Raw genomic sequence first — 19,163 nt, 5'->3', positions numbered from 1 at the left:
TTATTCCTCGACTGTAGTTGTTTTTTCAGAGGACTCTGTACTAGAATTGCCTGTCTGTCCGACGTCTTCTTTCTTTTTAAATCTTAGTAGAAATGCATCAAGCCAAACCTCAAATTCAGGCGAATTCTTTGTCCCTTTTACCTCGACGAGAATTTTCTTTGCTTCATTCTCGTTTTTTTCTTTCATATAATCCTGGTATTTGTATAGCTTTTTTGAACACTCAACGCATACACTTACCGCCGTATCTAATTCCTCAAAAGACTCAAATAGTCTCTTTTTCTTTCCACAACATGAGCATTTCATATGGCTTACCCTCCTTAAGCAAATGACGGTTGCAATGTGAACTGGAGCACATCCTCGTCCTTTATCGTTTCTCGGCTATTTACTGCCTTGTCAAAATAAGGCGTAAGGAACTGTTCTACATCATAGTACTGCCTCGAAGAACCGAGTAGTTTTCTCTGCAGTTTTCCGATTTCTTTACTATCTTCATTTAGTAGCTCAATGAGTTTATCGGCTTCCTTTTCCTGCAGAAAATACTCAACAGCCATATTGGCCACAACAGCATTGAAGAGACGAGCCGTAATAACGACATCGTCTTCCTTGAATAATCCTGCAAGAGACTTAACCGTAACCCCCGCAACAGTTCCGCCTAATAACCCTCCTGCAAATCCTACTGCAGCACCAACTTTTTTGTTGATCTTTTTCCCAAGTTTCTCGCCGATTGCTCCTGCTGCTAATCCTGCTCCGTAAGCTCCACCAATATTTCCTAAAAATGCAGCGCCGAGAGACACCATGTTTTTAAGATATTGTGCACCGGATATTTTACTGGTGATAACCCGGTATGTATCAGGAACAGAGAATACGACAAACATAACCCCTTCTGAAACCACATTGCTGCGTAACGCTTTCGTAAAGCTCTTACTTGCAGCATTTCCATAAATCTTATTCTGGCCAAGCAGAACTCTTTTTGCATTAATAAGGTTTTGGACTGTCTTTGTACCAAGCATCTGAGTCACTTTTTCAGACAGAGGAATCATTGCATCAGTCAGTCCTGTTCGCGCAATCTGGTTTGAAATAATATTTGCTGCAAACACAGGACCAAACACCTGGATTGCTGCATCATTTGCTGCATCTTGAGCTTTTTTTCTGTCCTTTGTCTGCCAAAACACCAACCCAAAAGAAACCAAAGAGGAAATACCTGCGATAAAGGAACATGTAACTGCACCGGTTGCAACATCATAGGTGAGCGATTCAAAAGTTCCTGCTTTCGCAAGATTTCGCGCTTGGTTATAAGTCAAACGGCTTTTTCGCACAAGATCCTTGGCTGCATCTGGGTCCGTAACCCCTGGTACCTGTCCTTTTTTGATTCTGTTCTGCATGGACTGCAGCGCTTTTTCATACTGATCAGAAGGGACCTCTACCTGCATCGGCTTTCCGGATTTCAAATCGAAATATCGATATTCCATCATGCCAGTTTCAGGATTCTTCTTAAAACAGGCCCCAATACTTGAACCTGCATCTTTGCAAAATTTGCACTGTACAGGTTTGCCATTTATGAGTTTATCCGGCCCATTTTTGGCATTATCACGTCCTACCACTGTAGATTGGTCTCCATGAAGCTTATCTAAAATAGCTCCACCTTCTTCTGCATATATACCATGCCCTGTAGATGACTGATCAGCACCGTATGCTGCATGAAATGCTGTCTGCTCAAATCCGAGAGTTTCTACCTCGCTGAAAGCTGCCTCTGCATTAAAATCGTAAGCCTCCATTTCAATGCGATCCAGCTCTGCACCATAGCTTTCAAAAAAGCTATAGATTGCTTTATTGTCAAACATCGAAATAGTTTTTCCTTCTGACTTCAACACATAAACATCTTTTCCATCAATCCGTTCCTTCACAAAGGTATATTGATCTGGTGAAAAATAGTCCCACAAGATGATCTGATAGTAGATTTTCAATTCTTTTTCACGGCTTTTTTCTTTTGTCTTGTTTTCTTTAAGGGCTTTTCTTGAAGCCTTAAAAACAATGCCTTTATCAGTAATCACTACACCCGCAGGATAACCTGAAAAAGAGGTGATTTCCGCCCATAGTATTTTAAAATCATTTGGCACAGGCATATAAGCACGGATTTTCTTACAATTGGAATCAGTCAATTCCGTCGGGGATTCTGGCATTGTCTGCATCAATTTTTCAACGATCTCGTTCATCCTAAGCATCCCTTTCTATCAGCGCGAAATATGCCTCGTACTGACTATAATCTGCCTCATGTACGGCAGATAATTTGCCAACTGGAGACCAAGCAAAATCCGTATGCTCAATCATTCCATTCATAAAATCAAGATAATCTTTTTCTGACTCAAGAAACATATCTCTAAGAATCTGCGTCGGAAGATTCAAATAATAAACCCTCGCAGGATATGGAGTTTCCTCAATATCAATACTATCGTTATCAACCGCGAGAACTCTAAACATGTTATTGCTACATAGAACAATTGCTCCAAGAGTCGCTTCACCGATTAGTTCTTGTATCAGCTTTCCTGTAATCTCCTCTAGACTCGCAAGAGCATCTTTTCGACATTCGTCCTGCCAGGATTTATATTTCTCCAAGTCATGCCCCACACCCAGCTTCAGAACCAAAAGAATTACAGCAGCATCATCAATGTACCCGACTATGGGAATAGCGTCCGGAATTAAATCTATAGGGCTTAATACATAGATCAGAGCTCCTGCTGCCGAGATAATCGATGTTACTGGAACATCCCGATACTCCTTCTTAACATAAGAGTCAACCATTTGCCCCATACTCACGATATCATCGATCAATCCACCAATTACTGGCAGTTTGTATGCCTTTCGAATAAATGCATCCAGTTTTTCTTTAAACTGTGCCCACTTGTCAGGATTATCTATTAAAGCTTGTGCTTCCTGCTCGTTGGCATGAAGCGCTTTTTTCAATTCTTCTTCAGAAAAATCAGTTTTATACCTTTTCATGCCGTTTCCTTCCCAATTTAGTCCTTGCGGAAAATCGTTTTAGCTAACCATCCTGCTGTCACTGTACTACCTGCGGCAAGGCCAATACTAAGAGGTGCTAAAGCGGCAGCAAACCCAACAGCAGCTGCGACTGCTATTAATTCCTTAGATACATCTTTTCTAGAAGTAGTACCTGCCAAAATTGATGGTGTTAACATATTCGCTTTGTTAAGCAAACGTTCTCTGTCTTCATCCGGGTAATTTTCCGGATTATCAATAAAAACGTCCAGAATGAGACGAAGCATTTCAGTTTCATCAGGATATTTTGACATCTCAGCGTCCAACACACTTCTCATTGCGATGTACTGTGTTTTGTTCAGCTTAAACTTATCGCGATTATTCTTTTCTAAATTGTTTATAGTCTGTCTGGTAACGCCGATTTTTTCTCCAAACTCTTCGGCAGTCCAACCGACAGTTCTTCTAATAAGAAGCATATACTTTTGAAATCTAATAATTTCTTCCATGGTATCGACCTCCATGTATACATCATATCCCTTGACAAATATTTTGTCAAGGGATTGCGAATTGATGTTATGTATCAGGCGACCACCTGGCCGCCCGGGCTTTAGCCCATTTTCTTATTCTTCACCGTCGGGACTGAAGGCTTCGGAATAATCATCCTCACCGTCTACAGAATCGGCTTCATCCTCCTCGTAATCGTCCTCTTCAGGGATGTCATATTCTTCATCGTCATCATCCTGGTAATCAGCATCCGGATCAGGCCTTGCAGCTTCCTGTTCCTTTTTCTTCTTATTCATGAAGTTGTATCCGGCAAAGCCGATGCCGCCGATACCGAAGATTGCCAGAAGCATCAGGGGAGCCCAGTTGCTTTTCTTTGCAGGCTTTTCAGGCTCCAGATCTGCAGGAGCGGTTTCCTTTTCAGGTTCGGTCTGCTGAGGCTCCGTCACAACAGGAGTTCTGTGTTCCTCCTGATAGGCCGCCTGGGCATCCTCATCCAGAAGGGCAAAGAGATCCGCCTCATCTACCAGGTTCATGAAATGCACATTTTCATCGCCGTCATCATCGCGGTCAATCACCATATAGAAGGTATTTCCATTCTTGCTGACGAGAGTAATGAACTGCTGACCGGCTCCTTTTACAGGACCGATATCATCCACCAGAGTCAGATTGCCGGGAGGAGTCAAGCCGTGACCCTCGGATACCTGCTGCTGGCTCTGGAACATCATAGTAAGCAGGAAGGTCAGAAGCTCTTCATTTACCTCGCTGCCTTCAGAGGCTTTTTCCATCACGCGGAGATAATCGCTGTGTGCATAGCCGCTCTGTTCCGGAACAACTACCTTGTACCAGTCACCGTCTTCACCAACGACCTTGACCTGTGCGCCGGGGAGCAGATGCCCGATGATCTCATAGTTCATACCGGCTCCGGTGCGAAGATGAAGATAGGAATTTACATTAGTAACCGTGCCGATTTTCTCATTTTCTGCCTGCTTTTCAGGGTTGAAGCTCCATTCATAATCACCCAGGGTAAAGGTATAATTGCCATCCTCATCGACCGTTACCTTATAGGGAGCCTCCTCCTGTGAAGTGGTTTCTGCAGGCTTTTCTGCCTTGGTTTCCGCAGGCTTCACAGCTTCTGTTTCCGAAGCAGACGCGGTGCTTTCCGCAGGCTCCGTCTCTCCGGTATAGGCAAAGGCAGTGCCTGCCATGGAAAAGGTCATCAGGACACCGGCGAGCATAGCTGCCGTAAATCTCTTAAATCTCATCGTTGTTTTCCTCCTCATTCGTATACTGGGACATATCGGGAGTGCCGTGCTGGAGGCTTTTCAGAACCTCAGCCAGCTGCTCCGGCGTAAGTCTGGCGGCGTGGACCATCTCATGAATCTCCGCATTTTCCTGTTCGCGGTATTTCTGGTCCCACTCCTTCATGCGAGCGTCCCATTCATCACGCTTCCTGCGGGCCTTTTCACGCTCCGCAGCGATTTTATCGAGTCTTGCGCTCATATCAGATTCCTCCTTGTCGAAAAATGTCGATTTATCGAATACGTCCCATGCAGTAATAATGCTGCTGCCAGTAGCTCGTTTCGATAGACGCATAGGATATCGGGTTTCCGCAGTGGATCATCATGCCGCCCCCGACATAGATTCCGACGTGCGAAGCGCCGCTTGTGTTATAGGTGCCCTGGAAGAAAATCAGATCTCCGGGCTTGGCCTCGGACTTGCGGATAATATCGCAGTAGCCCATCAGACCATTTGCAGTAGAACGACCAACATTCCAGCCGTTGCCGGAATGATTGATGACCCAGGATACAAAGCCGGAGCAGTCGAAGCTGGTGCTCGGACTGGAGCCGCCCCAGACGTAAGGATAGCCAAGATACTTTTCAGCTTCCTCGATCATCCTGCGGAACTTTTCGTCCGTCAGGGCTTCACCCGGAATGTCATAATCCAGATATTCACTGCCGGGAACTGCAAAATTCACATCACCGAACAGATCATCGCGATTGCCTCTGGTTTCCATCAGTACATCGTAGCGTTCCAGCTGATCATCCGTGAGGCCGGAGCCCCTTGCCACCACACCGATGCCGGTATTGGTGAGAGTGACGTTGAGAATGTAGTATTCGTATTCCACCTCAACTTCGTACTCATAATCCTCCTCGTAGGTTTCGCCGGTTTCCGGATCCGTGTAGGAGCTGGTGCCGGTTCGCGTTTCTGTGCGGGTTCGGATTTCTACCTCTTCCTCAAGCGTCAGCTCATACTGTTCGCCGAAAATTCGCTGCAGCTCGGCCTGCACCTGGGATCGGGTATAGTTTTCAAATTGCACCGTCAGAAGTGCTGCCAGCTCATAAGGGTTATGACCGATCTCAGCCAGGTTGTAGCGATACTCATCGTAGCCGGGATATTCGGATTCAATGTTGTTGATGCTGTTTCGAAGGGCTGTTTCCAGTGCCTCATAATCTGTATCCGCGCCCTGAAGATCCTCATCCTCAGCGGTAAAGGAAGTGCCCAGGATGGTGTTGCCCATGCTGTTCATCATCATGGAACAGGAGGACACCATGCCGGAGATAACCAGAACCATCAGCCCTGCACAGAGCATCAGAATGATGATGTGAGAATGGTTCTTTACGAACTGCAAAAGCCGTTCGCCGGTTTCCTTCAGCGTATCCGTAAACCTCTTGGAGCCCTTTGCCGCTGCGCCGGTATGCGCTGCATCCTGTCCGGCCTTCATAGCTGCGTACTGCTTTTTGATTTCCTGACGCTGCCGCCACCTTGAAAAGGGATTGGAGGCTGCGCCGGGATTATTCTGCATTGCCTCCTGAAACATGGCATCGATATTGGCTTTATCCGTCTTAGCCTCCAGCTTTTGTGCCTTGGAGTATTTCTTCAGCTTGTGGCTGTAGACCATGTGATCTGCAGCATGGACCGTGCCCTCGGCAGTGCCTTCTGTGAAATGTGCAGCATCCACGCCCACATTTCGGTCCTCATTATTGCTGTTGACCGCCTGATGGAGCTTGCCGGAAACGGCAGCTGCAGGCGTATGCGTCATTGCCCTTGCTGCACTTGCCGGATTCTTCGCAGAACCGGGGGCTTTCTTGCCCTCCGGATCCACAAAATGCAGCTTTTTCTTAGATTTCTTTGTTTCTGCCTGAATGAGCTTTCGCTGGGCCTTCTTTTTCCCGGCATCGCCCTCAGGCTTTTTTTCTGCCTTCTGCCGGTTCTGACGCAGGGTATTGTCTGCGCCTTCACGCTCCCTGCGGAGCTTCTGACCGACAGGCTGTTTTTCCTGCTTCTTTTCCATTTAGGCCTCCTTTGCCTCCTGAACCTCAGCCAGCTTGGTGGTCATAATGCTGTACAACTCAAGGTCTGTCGGGAAGTGATCCACGAAGGGCAGAATGACATTTCCGTAAAATAAAAGGCCCTCGCCTTCACCGGACTGGGTGACATACGAGAGCTGATGAGGAGAGATATTGAGCTGACTGGCCAGGATCTGCCTGTCTCCGGCAGCCTGATTCAGCATGATAATAAAATCGGAGTTCTCAAAGATGTTTTCGACCTCTCTGGAGGACAGAAGGTCCTTGACGTTCTGGGTGATACCGGTTGGAATGCCGCCCCATTTACGGAATCGCTTCCAGATCTCAACACTGTAGGCTGCGGTCTGTTCCTCCTTCAGAAGCAGGTGGAACTCATCCATATAGTAGCGGGTTGCTTTACCGGCATTTCGGTTGGCAGTAACACGTCCCCAGACCTGATCCTGAACCACCAGCATGCCGATTTTCTTCAGCTGCTTTCCAAGTTCCTTAATGTCATAGCAGACGAAACGATTCTGCACATCCACATTGGTGCGATGGTTAAACAGATTCAGAGAGTCGGTGACATAGATTTCAAGAGCTGTTGCCACATGCTTGGCTTCCTTTTCCTCCTGATTCAGAAGGGCTTCATACAGATCCTGCAGGATTGGCATGTTTTCCGGTCTCGGATCCTCAAAGTATTTCTGATAGATCTGATGGACACAGCGGTCGATAACCGTTTTTTCTACCGGCTGCAGACCTTCCTTGCCGCCGACGATCAGCTCGCAGAGAGACAGAACAAAGTCTGCCTTCAGGGCAATCGGATTATCCTCTTCAGAGTAATTGGCATTGATATCCATCGGGTTAATATACTGCGTGCTGGAAGGACTGATCTTGATAACTTGACCTTCAAGCTTTCTTACCAGTGCGGTGTACTCAGCCTCAGGGTCGCAGACGATAATATCGTCATCGGAGACCAGAAAGGCATTGGTGATTTCTCTTTTTGCAGAGAAGGATTTACCGGAACCGGGAGTACCGAGAATCAGGCCGTTTGGGTTCTTCAGCTTCTTTCGGTCCACCATAATCAGGTTGTTGGAAAGTGCGTTCAGACCGTAATAGATGGTCTCCTTACCGGACTGGAACAGCTCCTGTGTGGTGAACGGAACAAAAATAGCCGTGGAGCTTGTGGTCATGCCGCGCTGGATCTCAATCTGGTTATAAGCCAGCGGCAGAGAGGACATGAGGCCCTGCTCCTGCTGATAATCCAGCCTGCGCAGATTGCAGTTGTATTTCTGAGCGATGGAGCTTGCCTGGAACACATTGGTTTCCAGCTCTGCCTCCGTTTTTCCGGTGTTCATCACCAGGAAGGTCAAGAGGAACATTCGCTCGTTCTGACTCTGCAGCTCCTTCAGAAGTGCCTTCGCATCCTTACCGTAGGTAGCAAGGTCGGAAGGAATGATATCCATATCGTAGCCGGAGCGAACTGCCTTTTTCTGCTCTTCAATCTTGCTGCGGTCCAGCTCTGTAATGGTACGTTTGATGGTTTTGATTGCCTTATTCTGATCCACGGACTGAATGTGCATGGTAACGATCTGACTGGATTCCATCTCCAGAAAATCCTTCAGCATCTGGTCACTCAGGTCAGAGGCTGTAATCTGTAGATAGGACATGGAGCCGTAAAGCCCGCCCATCTGGAATACACGGCTTTTGGGGAAGGCGAAGCAGGTCGGGGCAATGAAGTCCTTTACGGACATGCCGCTTCCCACAAGCCATTTCCAGTCGAAGAGGAACTTCTCGTTGTCACCTTCACCCATGTGGAACATGGAATGCATCAGGTGCAGGCGTTCCTTGCCGGATAGGGTTTTCGCCCTGACTCCCAGCCTGCGGAAGTTGTTCAGAAGGTCAATCTCAACATGCTGCAGCCTCGGCTTGGCCTGCTTCATGGAATCAGCCTCGATACCGAAGGTAAGATATTTGGTCTTAGTCAGACCGTTGTTGCCCTGGGCCAGTTGGCGCTTCAGCATGGAGCTGAACTCAATACGGATGTGATTGAACATATCCTTTTTGAAGGGAATGCGGATCATTTTCTCAAAATCCGCAGCGTCCGTTGCCATATTCATGAAGGACAGCTCGAAGCGAATGGAGCTATCGAAGAAATTCAGGAAACTGCACCATTCCTCAAAGATTGCGGTCTGGTCCTCCTGCTGGGCAAGCTGATAATTGATATCCTGAAACTGGATGGTTTTCATGTAATAGTTGTCCGACACGCGGCAGATGCCGTCCGGAAACATTCGCTGGAACGGAATGCTGTCCTGTGCGGTCTGCGGGATATTCGGATCTCTCGTATTTCTTTCCTGGATCTCACGAAGCTGCTTCTGCTGTTCCTTGGAAAGGCCCTTGGGCATGCGGAGCTCAGGCTCCTTCTTTTTCTTTCCGAACAGCCTGAGAACGGGATCCAGAATCTTTCTCACGATTGCAAACAATACGTTCTACCTCCTTCTCCGCCTGATACTGTCGCATCACGGCAGCGTAGTAATTGTTGGTCTTATAGGGCCTGACCTTCGGCCTTTTGAAGCGGGAATCATAGAAATGCTTCGCCACCACCTCTAGCGGCTGTCCGTCCTTTTCATACATGGCAAGGAAGAACATGGGCATCATCACAACGATCATACCCATCGCCGCAAAGCTGATATTTCCGGTGCTTTTTAAGACAAAGAAGAGCGGAACGCCGATCAGCGCTCCGGCACCGAAGCAGAGCAGCTGCCTCTTTGTCAGGTTCATGAATACCTTGGTTTTCACCTTGGATAAATCTCTGGGAACAGAAATAAATGCGGCCATAGGATTTCACCTCATTTCTTAGTGCGCCGCAAAGACGCTTTTTGCCAGGGAACCGGTCTTGAACAATGTGAAGCACAGCAGCACTGTATATCCCAGCACGCCCCAGATGCTCATAACAATGTCATCCGAGAAGGCTACGCTCTGGATCAGCACCGCGTAAATGCCTACGCAGATCATAATCAGGAAGCCCTGGAAGCCTAAAGCAAACAGTGAGCGAAGATAATTCTGTCCGGTGTGACTCTGTTCACGGTTGCCGAAGGTGGCAAAGGGAATCGGAGCCAGGCTGGTGACCATATAGATCTCGATCATACGGCCATAGACGATCACGAAAATGACGGCGGACAGTGCCATCATGGTGACCTGCACGATAAAGGTCTGCAGATACAGACCCAATAGCGGTCCTAAGTCCATGGCCTCCAGCGTAGACTGCATCGAGGCAAGGGCATCGGCATCTATCGCCGTGCTGCCCTGGATGATACCGCCGCTTTGTGAAATGACATGCTGCGCCACATCAAAAACTGCCATGGTGATATTGAAGCAGTTGGTAATCAGCATCACTGCCATAAAGGTCTTGAAAACCCATTTGAAAAAGATCCAGGTCTCAAAGTTTGCCAGGTTGTTGTGTTCAATAATCATCTGAATCAGCTCGTAGCAGGCAATAAAGGTTAGGATCAGGCCTGCTATCGGAACGATCACCGACTCGGAGATGTTTCGGATCAGGGAAAAGACCGCCGGCGAAAAGCTCGCCGGGGTCATTCCCACATCGCCCGCAATCTCGCCAACCTGCTGGTTGACCGAGTCAAACATCCCCGACAGATTTCCCATAATGCCGCTGATAAGCATTTCCTTCAGCCATTCAGTGATCTGGTCGAGTATGCTTTGCATGGGCTAAGCCTCCTTGTGATGGATTAACCGAAGAGTCCGGAAAGTAAAGGTACCAGAGTGGTTCCGATGAGAGCGACACCGCCGCCAGCCATGAGCTGCTTGATGCCCTGGCTCTTTGCTTATGTGTGATAAAGAAGCAATAGAAGTGCAAAAAATTTTGCCGTTCCTATCCGACACTTGGCCATTGTGTCGGATAGGTCGGGCGGTTATTCGGGCAAGTCAATCTTGCCGACAAAGCTGTAATAAATCTCAATGTCCTGCCTGCGGGTGCCGTTCTCATCATAGCTGCACTCATGCACCACAATTTTCTCGATCATTTCCCGCAAGAGAGTGGGGGTCAGTTCTTCAAAGGCAAGGTGCTTGCGGACAATGCCCATAAATTTCTCGGCGTTGACGGTAGCTGCCTGTGACTTGTCCAGTTCGGCTTGCAGGGCGGCGGCTCTCTTTTTCAGCTCCGCTTGCTCGGCTTCGTAGTCAGCCGACAGTTCCATGAAACGCTCATCGCTGATTTTGCCGTTTACATTGTCCTCATACAGCCGCTTGATAATGCGGCTGATTTCAGAAATGCGTTCCTGCGCCTGTTCAAGCTGCTTGATGGCTGCGGCGGTCTTTCGCTTGCCGCCGATCTCGTTCTGCTGGACAAGTAGTTTCACAAACCGGCTCTCATGCTTGGCTGCGTATTCGGTCACTTGCCGGAGATTTGCCAGGACACCAGCGGTCAACAGATCGGTGCGGATAAAGTGCGCCGTACAGTTGCGGGTGCGCTTCTTGTAGCTGCCGCAGATGTAGCAGTCCTGTTTGCGGTCTTTGTTCTGATACCGCTGCTGATACAGCACATGGCCGCAGTCGGCGCAGAACAAAATCCCGGAGAACAGCCCCACTTCATCGTAGCGGTTCGGGCGTTTGCGCTGTTTGCGTAACTCCTGCACCCGTTCCCATGTTTCCTTGTCGATGATCGGCTCATGGTGGTTCTCGAAAATGGCCTGCTTCTCGACGGGGTTCTCTATGCTGTGCTTGACCTTATAAGAAGGCTTTTCCGTTTTGAAGTTCACCAGACATCCGGTGTACTCTCGGTTTTCGAGGATATGAACGACGGTGTTGGTCGCCCATTTGCACTCATAGCCTGGGTGATAACGGCGGGTGCTGCCTGTCCGCTGATATTCCAGCGTCCCCGGCGTGGGGATTTGCTGCTCCGTCAGCATACGGGCAATCTTGGTCGGGCCGTTCCCGGCAAGGCAAAGCTGGTAAATCTGCTGCACCACCGGGGCGGCTTCCTCGTCTATAATAAAATTCTCGTCCTCGTCCATCACATAGCCGTAAACCGGCTTGCTGGTAACAGGCTTGCCGCTCATGCCTTTTGACTTTTTCACTGCCTTGATTTTCTTGCTCGTATCTCTCACCAGCCATTCATTGAACAGATTTCGCAGCGGGGTAAAATCGTTGTCCATGCCCTCGCTGGCACTGTCCACATTATCGTTGACAGCGATAAAACGCACACCCTTTTGAGGGAACAGCATTTCCGTGTAAAACCCTACCTGCAAGTAGTTTCGCCCTAACCGGCTCATGTCCTTGACGATGACCGTACCCACTTTCCCGGCTTCAATGTCCGCAAGCATGGCTTGAAATCCGGGCCGCTGGAAGTTCGCGCCGGAAAAACCGTCGTCGGTGTACCAGCGCAGATTGGTAAAGCCGTTCTGTTTTGCGTAGGTTTCGAGTATCCTTTTTTGGTTCGATATGGAATTACTCTCGCCTTGCAATTCATCCTCGTGGGACAATCTCGGATAAAGGGCGGTAATGAGGTTTTGGGTGGCTTGTCTTAACATAAAATCCTCCGTTTCCGACAGCCAGCCCCACTATTCCGTGGTTTCATTGTACCACGGAACGGCGGGGGCTGTACAGCGGCAAAAGCGTTAAATTTGCTTCTTTACAGCTTTTCAATTTTCCGATTTTTATGGTATGGGTTGTCGTCCCATATTTGCAGTAGAAAAGTTCATAACTCCGTGGTATACTCTGATTTAACAAAAAAATCAGAAGTTAAAGGAGAAAACATGAAGTATACAATAGATGAATTAACCGCGGCCAAAAGGCAAATTGATTCAACTCTGCACAAGCTAAGAGAAACAGTAAAAACATTTGAATCAAAGGATAATTCCGAGCGTTATAAATCACAAATCACATTGGCAAAGAGAAGAATAAAAGCCTTTGAAATTGCAAATTATTTTATAGAGAATGAGATTAAGAATTGCTAAAGCACTTCCGATTTTCGTTCCAGCGGTCATGCTCCCTGGCATGGCCGCTTTTCCATGCCCCGGTTCACGCCGGATAAGTCGGCTCCTGTGTAGCAGCGGCTTCCGCTTCCAGTACCCGCGCCATTTTGTCGGCGGCTGTGGTTGTGGTGTCTTTCTTGAAATAGCCGGACACGACAAGGACGGAATTGCCCATGCGGATTTCCGTCACACAGTCAGGGCGGCGGGTGGTACGGGTGTCGTGCTGCTTGTTATCTGCCATAGGCAATACTCCTTTCAGTCGGTAATCAGTTTCTTCATGCTCTCCATTTTCCGCTTGGCGGTTTCCTGCCGGAAGTTGTCGCCGGTAAAGCGTACCGGGACGCACATGGAAAGCAGGCGGTCATAAATCCGGGAATGGGCGGTGTCCTCCGGGTTGTGCAGGTCGTCCAGCGTAAGGTTGGTCGTGACGATCAGCGGCTTGCCGCTGCGGTAACGGCTGTCAATCACATTGAACACCTGTTCCAGCCCGTATTCCGTCCCGCGTTCCATGCCGAAGTCGTCAAGGATCAGCAGCGGATAACGACAAAGGCGGGAAATGTACTCGTTGCGCCCCTCAAAGCTGGCGGCAAGGTCATTGAGGATAAGAGCAAAGTTCGTCATGCGGACGGGGATTTCTTTCTCCATGAGGGCGTTTGCGATACAGCCTGCAAGGTAGCTTTTGCCGGTGCCTACGCCGCCCCAGAACAGGCAGCCGATATTGTCTGTCCGCATATCTTCCCAATGCTCCACATACCGGCGGGCAAGCCCGGTCTGCGGGTTCCTGCCGTTGTCGTTCTCGAAAGTCCAGTCCCGCATGGTGGGGTCGGTAAAGCCCCGGCGTTTCAGTTCTTCCACGGTGTCAAGGTGTCTGCGCCGCTTTTCGGCGGCTTCCCGTTCCTCGCGGGCGGTTCTCTGGCAGTCGCACTCTGCCGGGTGGCGGTCGCGCCCGAAGATAGCGGCCTTATCCGGCGCAAAATAGGCTTCTTTCGGCTTGCGGCACTTGCCGCAGTACAGTAAACCGTCCTCGCCGGTGTAGTCCTCCGGCTCCGGGATGGTGGTCGTCATATTCTCCAAAACCGCGTTGATTTCATTCTTCATAAACTCTCGCCCTCCTTGCATGAGTAGTCTGGTATGCCCTTTTTAGGGGCTTCCTTTTTGTCGTTCCCCGCCCATATCCGCAGGGCGGCGGCATAGTTCTGGTAGCTTTTCCCGTTGGCGGCAAGGTAGCGGCTCATTTCCTCGATGAACCGTTCCAGCCTGTCAGGGTACTCTGCCTGCAACTCGTCGTATTCGGTCTGTGACAGAAAAATATTTCCATATCGGCCATAGGGCGCGGACGGCCCCCCACTCACTCCCTTTGTTTGGCTCTCTGTAAGGTTGTTTATAGTAGTTTGGTTAGGGGACGGTTTTCCGACCATCATAAGGTCGGTTTTCTGACCATCAGTAGGACGGTTTTCCGGCTCTATGAGGGGCGGACTTCCGGCCATCAGTTGGTCTGAAAACTGTACCTGTGGCACTGGCGGTACTTTGACATAAAGCCGGTTCGGTGCGGAGAAGCCGCCCCGTTCCCGTTCCAACAGCCCCGCCGTGTCCAGTTCATTAAGCGCCCCCTTGATGGTGGTGCTGCCTTTATCCAGTATTTCTGCTATCTCCGCGATGGGATAGATAATATAAATCCTGCCCTCGTCGTCCAGCCACTTGTTTTTCTGGGAGAGGGTGGAACGGTCTAACAGCAGCGAATACAGCAGCTTGGCGGTCTGTGAAATCTCCATTTTCAGCAGGAAACGGGGATACGGCAGATAGGCGGGCAGCCGCGTGTCTGCCCTGATATAATCAGCGATAGGATCACCTCCCTGTGTTCGGGTTGATTTTGGCGTATTGTCACGCATTAAAACGCCGTTTCCGGGGGAAAAGGATAAATGTATCGCGTACCCTTTGACACCCACGAAAAAAGCCTTGATTTATGCGGGTTTGAAAGGCTCTAAAGCGTGACATCTCTGCCTTTGTTTCCGCTTTCTCTCGGCGGCTTTGATTTTCTTCATGCGCCCGGCGCAGTCGGGGCAGTATTTTCCCCGGTTGGATTTGGGGACAAAGGCCGCCCCGCAGACGGCACACCGTTTCCGGCTTCCCCGGCACAAGAGGGCTGCGGCCAGCTCCCCGTCAAGGGGCAGGACAGCCACACGGAACCAGTGGCACATGAGGGAAAAGGAAATGCTCTGGACGCACACGCAAGGCTCCCCGTCGTCCAATAGCAGGCAGTTCCCCTCATCGTAGTTACAGCACTCATGTACCAGCCGCCGCGCCCGCCGGTGCTGGCGGTAGTCCATGTGGGGCAGGTTATCGCTCATGGCTCTGCTCCTTTCTGCGGTGCGGCTCGTCCCGGCGCAAAATCTGGTCGATGTTCCGCTTGACGGTCTGCAACTCCTTGAACCGCTGTTTCTGTTCGTGATAGGTGTTATACAGGCCGTCTTTCTCGGAGATAAGCTGCTCGATCTCGGCCTGCAACGCTTTCCGGGCGGGCAGCTTGGTAATGCCATGCGCCTTGAAATACCGGGCTGCTGCGTCGGCTATGATAAAATCGCTCTCATGGGCCTGCCGGTATGCGGCGCGGGCTTTCTCGGATTTCTGTGCCCGCAGCCCGTCGCGGGCGGCCTTGGTCTGGGCGTAGGCCAACACCTGCCGCTGCAACTTCTTTTTCCCTTGCAGCTTCGTTTCCAGTGCTTTCAGTTCGCCGCTGGTCTGGCGCATTTTCTGATAGGCGGTGTCAACGGCGGCTTCTAACTGCTCCGGGGAAGTAAAGCCGTATTGCTGGTAGACGGACAGCGTTTTGGCGGCCTGCTTCAGATTGTGTATCTTCGCCCAGCGTTCATAGCCCCGGCCTTTGCCCTCGGCCATTTTCTGCTCAATGTCCACAAGCCGCTGCACTCCGTCCTGTTTCGGGGCGGCTATCTCGGCTCTGGCAACCTGCAAGCGGTCTTTTATGGTGCGTGGGGGATCGGGGGATCTGGCTGGCGCTTCGGCTGCTCTGGCGGCGTTTTGCTCTAAAACGGCAAAGACAGCGGCGCGGTCAAAATCGTCGCCCAGCTTCCGGGCGGTAATTGGCTTTGTCCTGTCCGGCGTGAGGTAGGAAAGCCGCCCCCGGCTCTCCTTGACGGTCACACCCTCCTGCAGCAACAGAGAGGAAAACTCGTCAAAGCTGGCGGCGGTGGCAAGGGCTTTCCGTAGGGTCTGCCGCAGCTTCTCCTTGTTCGTTTCAAACTTGGTCTGCCGGGGCGTGATACTATCGGCAATCATGGGGGCGTTCTGCTTGTCCAGCGCGGCCTGTCCCTTTTTCTGCGCCCAATACTCCCGGTCGGTGACGCGGTTCTTGCTGCCGTTCAAGAGGTCGATTTGATAAAGCCCCTCCCGGTGGCACATCTCCATGACTTCGGATTTGAAGTAGCGCAGGGCAGCGTCGGTACATCGGTGCTTGCAGCCGACTTTCGTATCGGCCGGCCTGTCCATGTAGGGCAGGAACGGCACTTCCTCAATCCGCAGGCTGTTTATGACGATATGCACATGAATGTTGCCGCTGTGGTTATGCCCGTCCGGGTGGGTGCAGACAAGGGCCTGGTGGCCGGGAAAATGCTCTTTACAGAATTGTTCCCCCAACGCCTGCGCCCGGTCTACGGTCAGGCCGTTGTCCGGCCCGTCCCGCGGGTCAAAGCTGATGATGTAGTGGTGGCTTTTCACATCTTCCCGCCGCTGGTTTTTCTGATAGCGGAGATTGGCCCGCATACACGCAACGGCAAAATCCTCCCCGTCGCAGTTCAGCGTGGACAGCCGGTAGTCCTCGCGGGGGATAAGCCTGCCGGTTTCATCAAGGACGGGCTTCATGGTAAACTCGTCATGCTCAAAGAGAAGATATTGCTCGGCGGCTCCGTAGTCGGCGTTTTTAGAGTTGATATGCTTGAGTGTTGCCAACCGCGTCACCTACTTTCTTGAGGACTTCATACTTGAGGACGGCAAGGTCGGATATGGCGGCGCGTACCTCGCCGGAAAGGGTGTTGTAGGGTACGCCGTATTCGTTCAGATACCGGGCAATCTGATTGAGGTTGCCGCCGATCCTGCCGTACTCGGCTGTCAGCTTCCCGACAGCGGAAAGCAACTCGTCATTGACCGACGACACATGGACAACCGGGCGTATGGTCGCCCGCCGTATCGCCTGCCGGAGAAATTCGGACTGGCTGATACCATAGGGCGCAAGCCGCGCTGTGAAGTCGGCATACTCATCTTCGGACAGCCGGGTTTTCACAACGCGGCTGCGGTGGGGCGTGTTGTATTTCTTTCGCATGGTGTGACCTCCTTTCTCGCCCGTAAGGGCGCATGAGCAGGGTTTGGGGAAGGCACTCCCCAACAAGTTTCCCGCGAGGGGCAAAACTGCAGAATTGCGGATTTTGGCACCGTGGTAGAAACTTGCTCTCCGTGACTGCAAACTTTCTCTCACTTCCGTCCGCCACTTTTTTGGAAAACTGCAACCACAAAAGTTTGTTTCTCTTTTTCTGCTACTACTAATCCTGTAAAGGGCATTCCTGCCCGCTTTCGCTAAAATGACACCGGACGCAGTGGTTTCTACCCGGTGTTGGAGAAATCCTTTCTCTTTGCCCTCTACTACGGGTAAATGCTCCAAATGCCAAACACCAGGGCAGAAAAATTCCCTCCTCGCTTACTACTACAACCGGCAGGGGGCAAAATGGCCGGGAGCGGAGCCGGACAACAAAAAAAGCAGTAAATCTTTTTCAAGACTTACTGCTTTCGCTGGCCGCGTCGGTGGCGGCTGGTATTCAGTTTTTATGACTTGTCCGGTGGTTCGTCAAGCCGGAACTTGAATTGACAGTCAATTAACCGCTGCTTTACATAGTCCTCCACCTCGGCGTTGACCTGCCCGTTCACTTTTGAGAAATAGCGGATATATCCGGCGTAGTGGAGCAGGACAGCGTTCACGGCTTCTGGGTCGCCCTCACGGGCTTTGAGGATTGTTTCATAGGGGAGAAGTCTACTCATACCGGCTCACCCCCATTTCTTCGCGTAGCCGCTGCAAGGCAAGCTGGATATGCCGCCCCGCTGTGCTGCGTGACCGGCCAATACACGCGCCGATCACGCGCTGCGGCTGGCGCAGAAAGTAATAGCGCAGGATTTCTTCCCGCGTCTGCTCCGGCAAAACAGAGATCGCGTCGGCAAGGGCGGCGTTGCAGAGCAGGACGGTCTGACCGCAGACGGTAAATGGGTATTCCTCGTCCGGCTCCGACGCGGCAAACTGGACAAACTTCTCGTTCATCAGATAGTCAAGGGAAACTTGCCGTTCCCATTGCCGTTTAAGCTTCAAAATCTTGTCCAAGGCGGCACAGCGGATAACAGTCTTGCAAAAGGCGTTGTACCTGCGCTGGATATATTCTTGATAGGCTATCTGGTCGGTCATGGAAATTCCCCTTTCTGAATAATAGTGCGGGGCGGTGGCACTTCTTGCTGTCGCCCCTTGATTGCCTACCAGCAAAGGCGGGCGGGGCTGTCAACGGCTGCGCATATGCGCCGTTCATCTTGACCGTTGACTGGCTCGGCTGGGTTTGCTATTTACCCGACAAACTTGAATTTATTTTAAGCTATCACGTTTTACCTTCTTAAGCCTTACTATCATTACCATAGGAATTTCTTTGTTGGTTTTAAAACATTCTTCATAAAATCCATCAATGACAAATCCAGCTCTAAAACAAAGGTTAAAAATATCTTGTATGGAACGATGATAATAAATCTGCTCTTTCGGTTGCCCTTCAATCGCTATATCATAGTAACTGTGCGGTGTCATATATTTTTCAGTCAACGTGACAAAACAAGGGTGTTGCGTTGCAAAGACAAAAATTCCGCTTTCCTGCAACAGTTCATAAACAGCCATAAGAAGTGGTTCAATATCCGTAATATCCATAATTGCCATATTAGAAACTGCTTTCGTAAAGGCTCGATTTCTTTTTAATTCTAATATACTTTTTCTATCGGTCGCATCCGCCACACAAAATTCAATTTGTTTTGCATATTGTGATTGCCGTCTTTTAGCCAATTCTATCATTTTTTTGCTGTAATCAAAAGCGACAACCGAAGCGCCTCTTTGTGCAAGATACGAAGAATAATTTCCATTGCCACACGCAATATCCAAAATGTAATCCGCAGGATTAGGAGATAGAAGTTCCGTTACTTTGGGACGCACTACCTCTCTGTGAAATTCATTAGATTCGTCACCCATTGCATTATCCCAAAATTGTGCGTTCTCCTCCCAGATTTTTTTACTTTCCTCTGTTCCCATGTTCTCTCCCACTCCCCAAATTTGCTTTTTTGCTTCCATTAAATCTTCCTTACTATATTCCAT

Annotated in this window: 21 protein-coding genes and 1 pseudogene; 1 reads left to right on the top strand and 21 read right to left on the bottom strand. The window is 50.0% G+C overall.

All coding sequences use genetic code 11. From position 1 onward, the window contains the following. From H9X84_RS08610 to H9X84_RS08555, 12 genes and pseudogenes are all read right to left on the bottom strand, one after another. Positions 1 to 303: a hypothetical protein gene (locus H9X84_RS08610; protein ID WP_205133853.1), complete on the bottom strand. Its 303-nt coding sequence runs from the start codon at positions 301 to 303 to the stop codon at positions 1 to 3. Between the two features lie 14 nt (positions 304 to 317). Beyond that, complete coding sequence (locus tag H9X84_RS08605; protein WP_205133852.1) at positions 318 to 2,210, bottom strand: hypothetical protein; 1,893 nt, start codon at positions 2,208 to 2,210, stop codon at positions 318 to 320. A 1-nt stretch (position 2,211) separates the two neighbouring features. After that, entirely contained in the window at positions 2,212 to 2,994 is a 783-nt protein-coding gene (locus H9X84_RS08600) for a YkvA family protein (RefSeq protein ID WP_243423665.1), read from the bottom strand. 17 nt (positions 2,995 to 3,011) lie between these two features. Next, on the bottom strand, positions 3,012 to 3,497 hold the full coding sequence (locus H9X84_RS08595) for a helix-turn-helix transcriptional regulator (protein ID WP_205133851.1): 486 nt from the start codon (positions 3,495 to 3,497) through the stop codon (positions 3,012 to 3,014). A 114-nt stretch (positions 3,498 to 3,611) separates the two neighbouring features. After that, positions 3,612 to 4,757: a CD1107 family mobile element protein gene (locus H9X84_RS08590; protein ID WP_205133850.1), complete on the bottom strand. Its 1,146-nt coding sequence runs from the start codon at positions 4,755 to 4,757 to the stop codon at positions 3,612 to 3,614. After that, the gene (locus H9X84_RS08585; RefSeq protein ID WP_205133849.1) at positions 4,747 to 4,995 is read right to left on the bottom strand and encodes a DUF4315 family protein; all 249 of its coding nucleotides are present in this window, start codon (positions 4,993 to 4,995) and stop codon (positions 4,747 to 4,749) included. Before H9X84_RS08585 ends, H9X84_RS08590 begins: the two co-directional genes overlap by 11 nt. A gap of 31 nt (positions 4,996 to 5,026) precedes the next feature. Further along, positions 5,027 to 6,787 carry a C40 family peptidase gene (locus H9X84_RS08580; protein WP_205133848.1) on the bottom strand — a complete coding sequence of 587 codons (1,761 nt, stop codon included), beginning with the start codon at positions 6,785 to 6,787 and terminating at the stop codon, positions 5,027 to 5,029. Beyond that, positions 6,788 to 9,181 (bottom strand): VirB4-like conjugal transfer ATPase, CD1110 family, encoded by a 2,394-nt coding sequence (locus tag H9X84_RS08575; RefSeq protein WP_205133874.1) that lies wholly within the window; start codon positions 9,179 to 9,181, stop codon positions 6,788 to 6,790. It abuts the gene before it with no gap. Between the two features lie 7 nt (positions 9,182 to 9,188). Beyond that, the gene (locus H9X84_RS08570; RefSeq protein ID WP_205133847.1) at positions 9,189 to 9,614 is read right to left on the bottom strand and encodes a PrgI family protein; all 426 of its coding nucleotides are present in this window, start codon (positions 9,612 to 9,614) and stop codon (positions 9,189 to 9,191) included. 18 nt (positions 9,615 to 9,632) lie between these two features. Then, entirely contained in the window at positions 9,633 to 10,499 is an 867-nt protein-coding gene (locus H9X84_RS08565; protein ID WP_205133846.1) for a VirB6/TrbL-like conjugal transfer protein, CD1112 family, read from the bottom strand. A 23-nt stretch (positions 10,500 to 10,522) separates the two neighbouring features. Next, positions 10,523 to 10,618: pseudogene (locus tag H9X84_RS13105) on the bottom strand (Maff2 family mobile element protein); the annotation flags it as partial. Positions 10,619 to 10,705: 87 nt separating this feature from the next. Continuing rightward, entirely contained in the window at positions 10,706 to 12,322 is a 1,617-nt protein-coding gene (locus tag H9X84_RS08555) for a recombinase family protein (protein WP_002596236.1), read from the bottom strand. A gap of 225 nt (positions 12,323 to 12,547) precedes the next feature. On the opposite strand from H9X84_RS08555, the gene H9X84_RS08550 reads away from it, so the two are divergent. Continuing rightward, positions 12,548 to 12,748 (top strand): hypothetical protein, encoded by a 201-nt coding sequence (locus tag H9X84_RS08550; RefSeq protein ID WP_002596235.1) that lies wholly within the window; start codon positions 12,548 to 12,550, stop codon positions 12,746 to 12,748. A 64-nt stretch (positions 12,749 to 12,812) separates the two neighbouring features. Here the strand turns inward: H9X84_RS08550 and H9X84_RS08545 are convergent, their stop codons facing one another. From H9X84_RS08545 to H9X84_RS08505, 9 genes are all read right to left on the bottom strand, one after another. After that, positions 12,813 to 13,007 (bottom strand): transposon-encoded TnpW family protein, encoded by a 195-nt coding sequence (locus H9X84_RS08545; RefSeq protein WP_002596234.1) that lies wholly within the window; start codon positions 13,005 to 13,007, stop codon positions 12,813 to 12,815. A gap of 14 nt (positions 13,008 to 13,021) precedes the next feature. Beyond that, entirely contained in the window at positions 13,022 to 13,864 is an 843-nt protein-coding gene (locus H9X84_RS08540; RefSeq protein WP_002596233.1) for an ATP-binding protein, read from the bottom strand. Beyond that, positions 13,861 to 14,655, bottom strand: a complete 795-nt coding sequence (locus H9X84_RS08535) for a replication initiator protein A (RefSeq protein WP_006356266.1) — start codon at positions 14,653 to 14,655, stop codon at positions 13,861 to 13,863. The genes H9X84_RS08540 and H9X84_RS08535 overlap by 4 nt, the downstream gene beginning before the upstream one ends. A gap of 72 nt (positions 14,656 to 14,727) precedes the next feature. Further along, the gene (locus H9X84_RS08530) at positions 14,728 to 15,114 is read right to left on the bottom strand and encodes a cysteine-rich VLP domain-containing protein (protein ID WP_002596231.1); all 387 of its coding nucleotides are present in this window, start codon (positions 15,112 to 15,114) and stop codon (positions 14,728 to 14,730) included. Then, positions 15,104 to 16,729: a relaxase/mobilization nuclease domain-containing protein gene (locus tag H9X84_RS08525; protein ID WP_002596230.1), complete on the bottom strand. Its 1,626-nt coding sequence runs from the start codon at positions 16,727 to 16,729 to the stop codon at positions 15,104 to 15,106. Before H9X84_RS08525 ends, H9X84_RS08530 begins: the two co-directional genes overlap by 11 nt. Further along, positions 16,701 to 17,099, bottom strand: a complete 399-nt coding sequence (locus tag H9X84_RS08520; RefSeq protein WP_002596229.1) for a plasmid mobilization protein — start codon at positions 17,097 to 17,099, stop codon at positions 16,701 to 16,703. Before H9X84_RS08520 ends, H9X84_RS08525 begins: the two co-directional genes overlap by 29 nt. Before the next feature lie 497 nt (positions 17,100 to 17,596). Further along, the gene (locus H9X84_RS08515; protein ID WP_002586615.1) at positions 17,597 to 17,809 is read right to left on the bottom strand and encodes a helix-turn-helix domain-containing protein; all 213 of its coding nucleotides are present in this window, start codon (positions 17,807 to 17,809) and stop codon (positions 17,597 to 17,599) included. Next, positions 17,802 to 18,224 carry a sigma-70 family RNA polymerase sigma factor gene (locus tag H9X84_RS08510; RefSeq protein WP_002586616.1) on the bottom strand — a complete coding sequence of 141 codons (423 nt, stop codon included), beginning with the start codon at positions 18,222 to 18,224 and terminating at the stop codon, positions 17,802 to 17,804. Before H9X84_RS08510 ends, H9X84_RS08515 begins: the two co-directional genes overlap by 8 nt. Before the next feature lie 171 nt (positions 18,225 to 18,395). Next, the gene (locus H9X84_RS08505) at positions 18,396 to 19,163 is read right to left on the bottom strand and encodes a class I SAM-dependent methyltransferase (RefSeq protein ID WP_002586626.1); all 768 of its coding nucleotides are present in this window, start codon (positions 19,161 to 19,163) and stop codon (positions 18,396 to 18,398) included.

This window comes from Anaerotignum lactatifermentans, from assembly GCF_016902535.1.
Classification (GTDB): Bacteria; Bacillota; Clostridia; order Lachnospirales; family Anaerotignaceae; genus Anaerotignum; species Anaerotignum lactatifermentans_A.
This window is presented reverse-complemented; position numbering and strand designations above follow the sequence as displayed.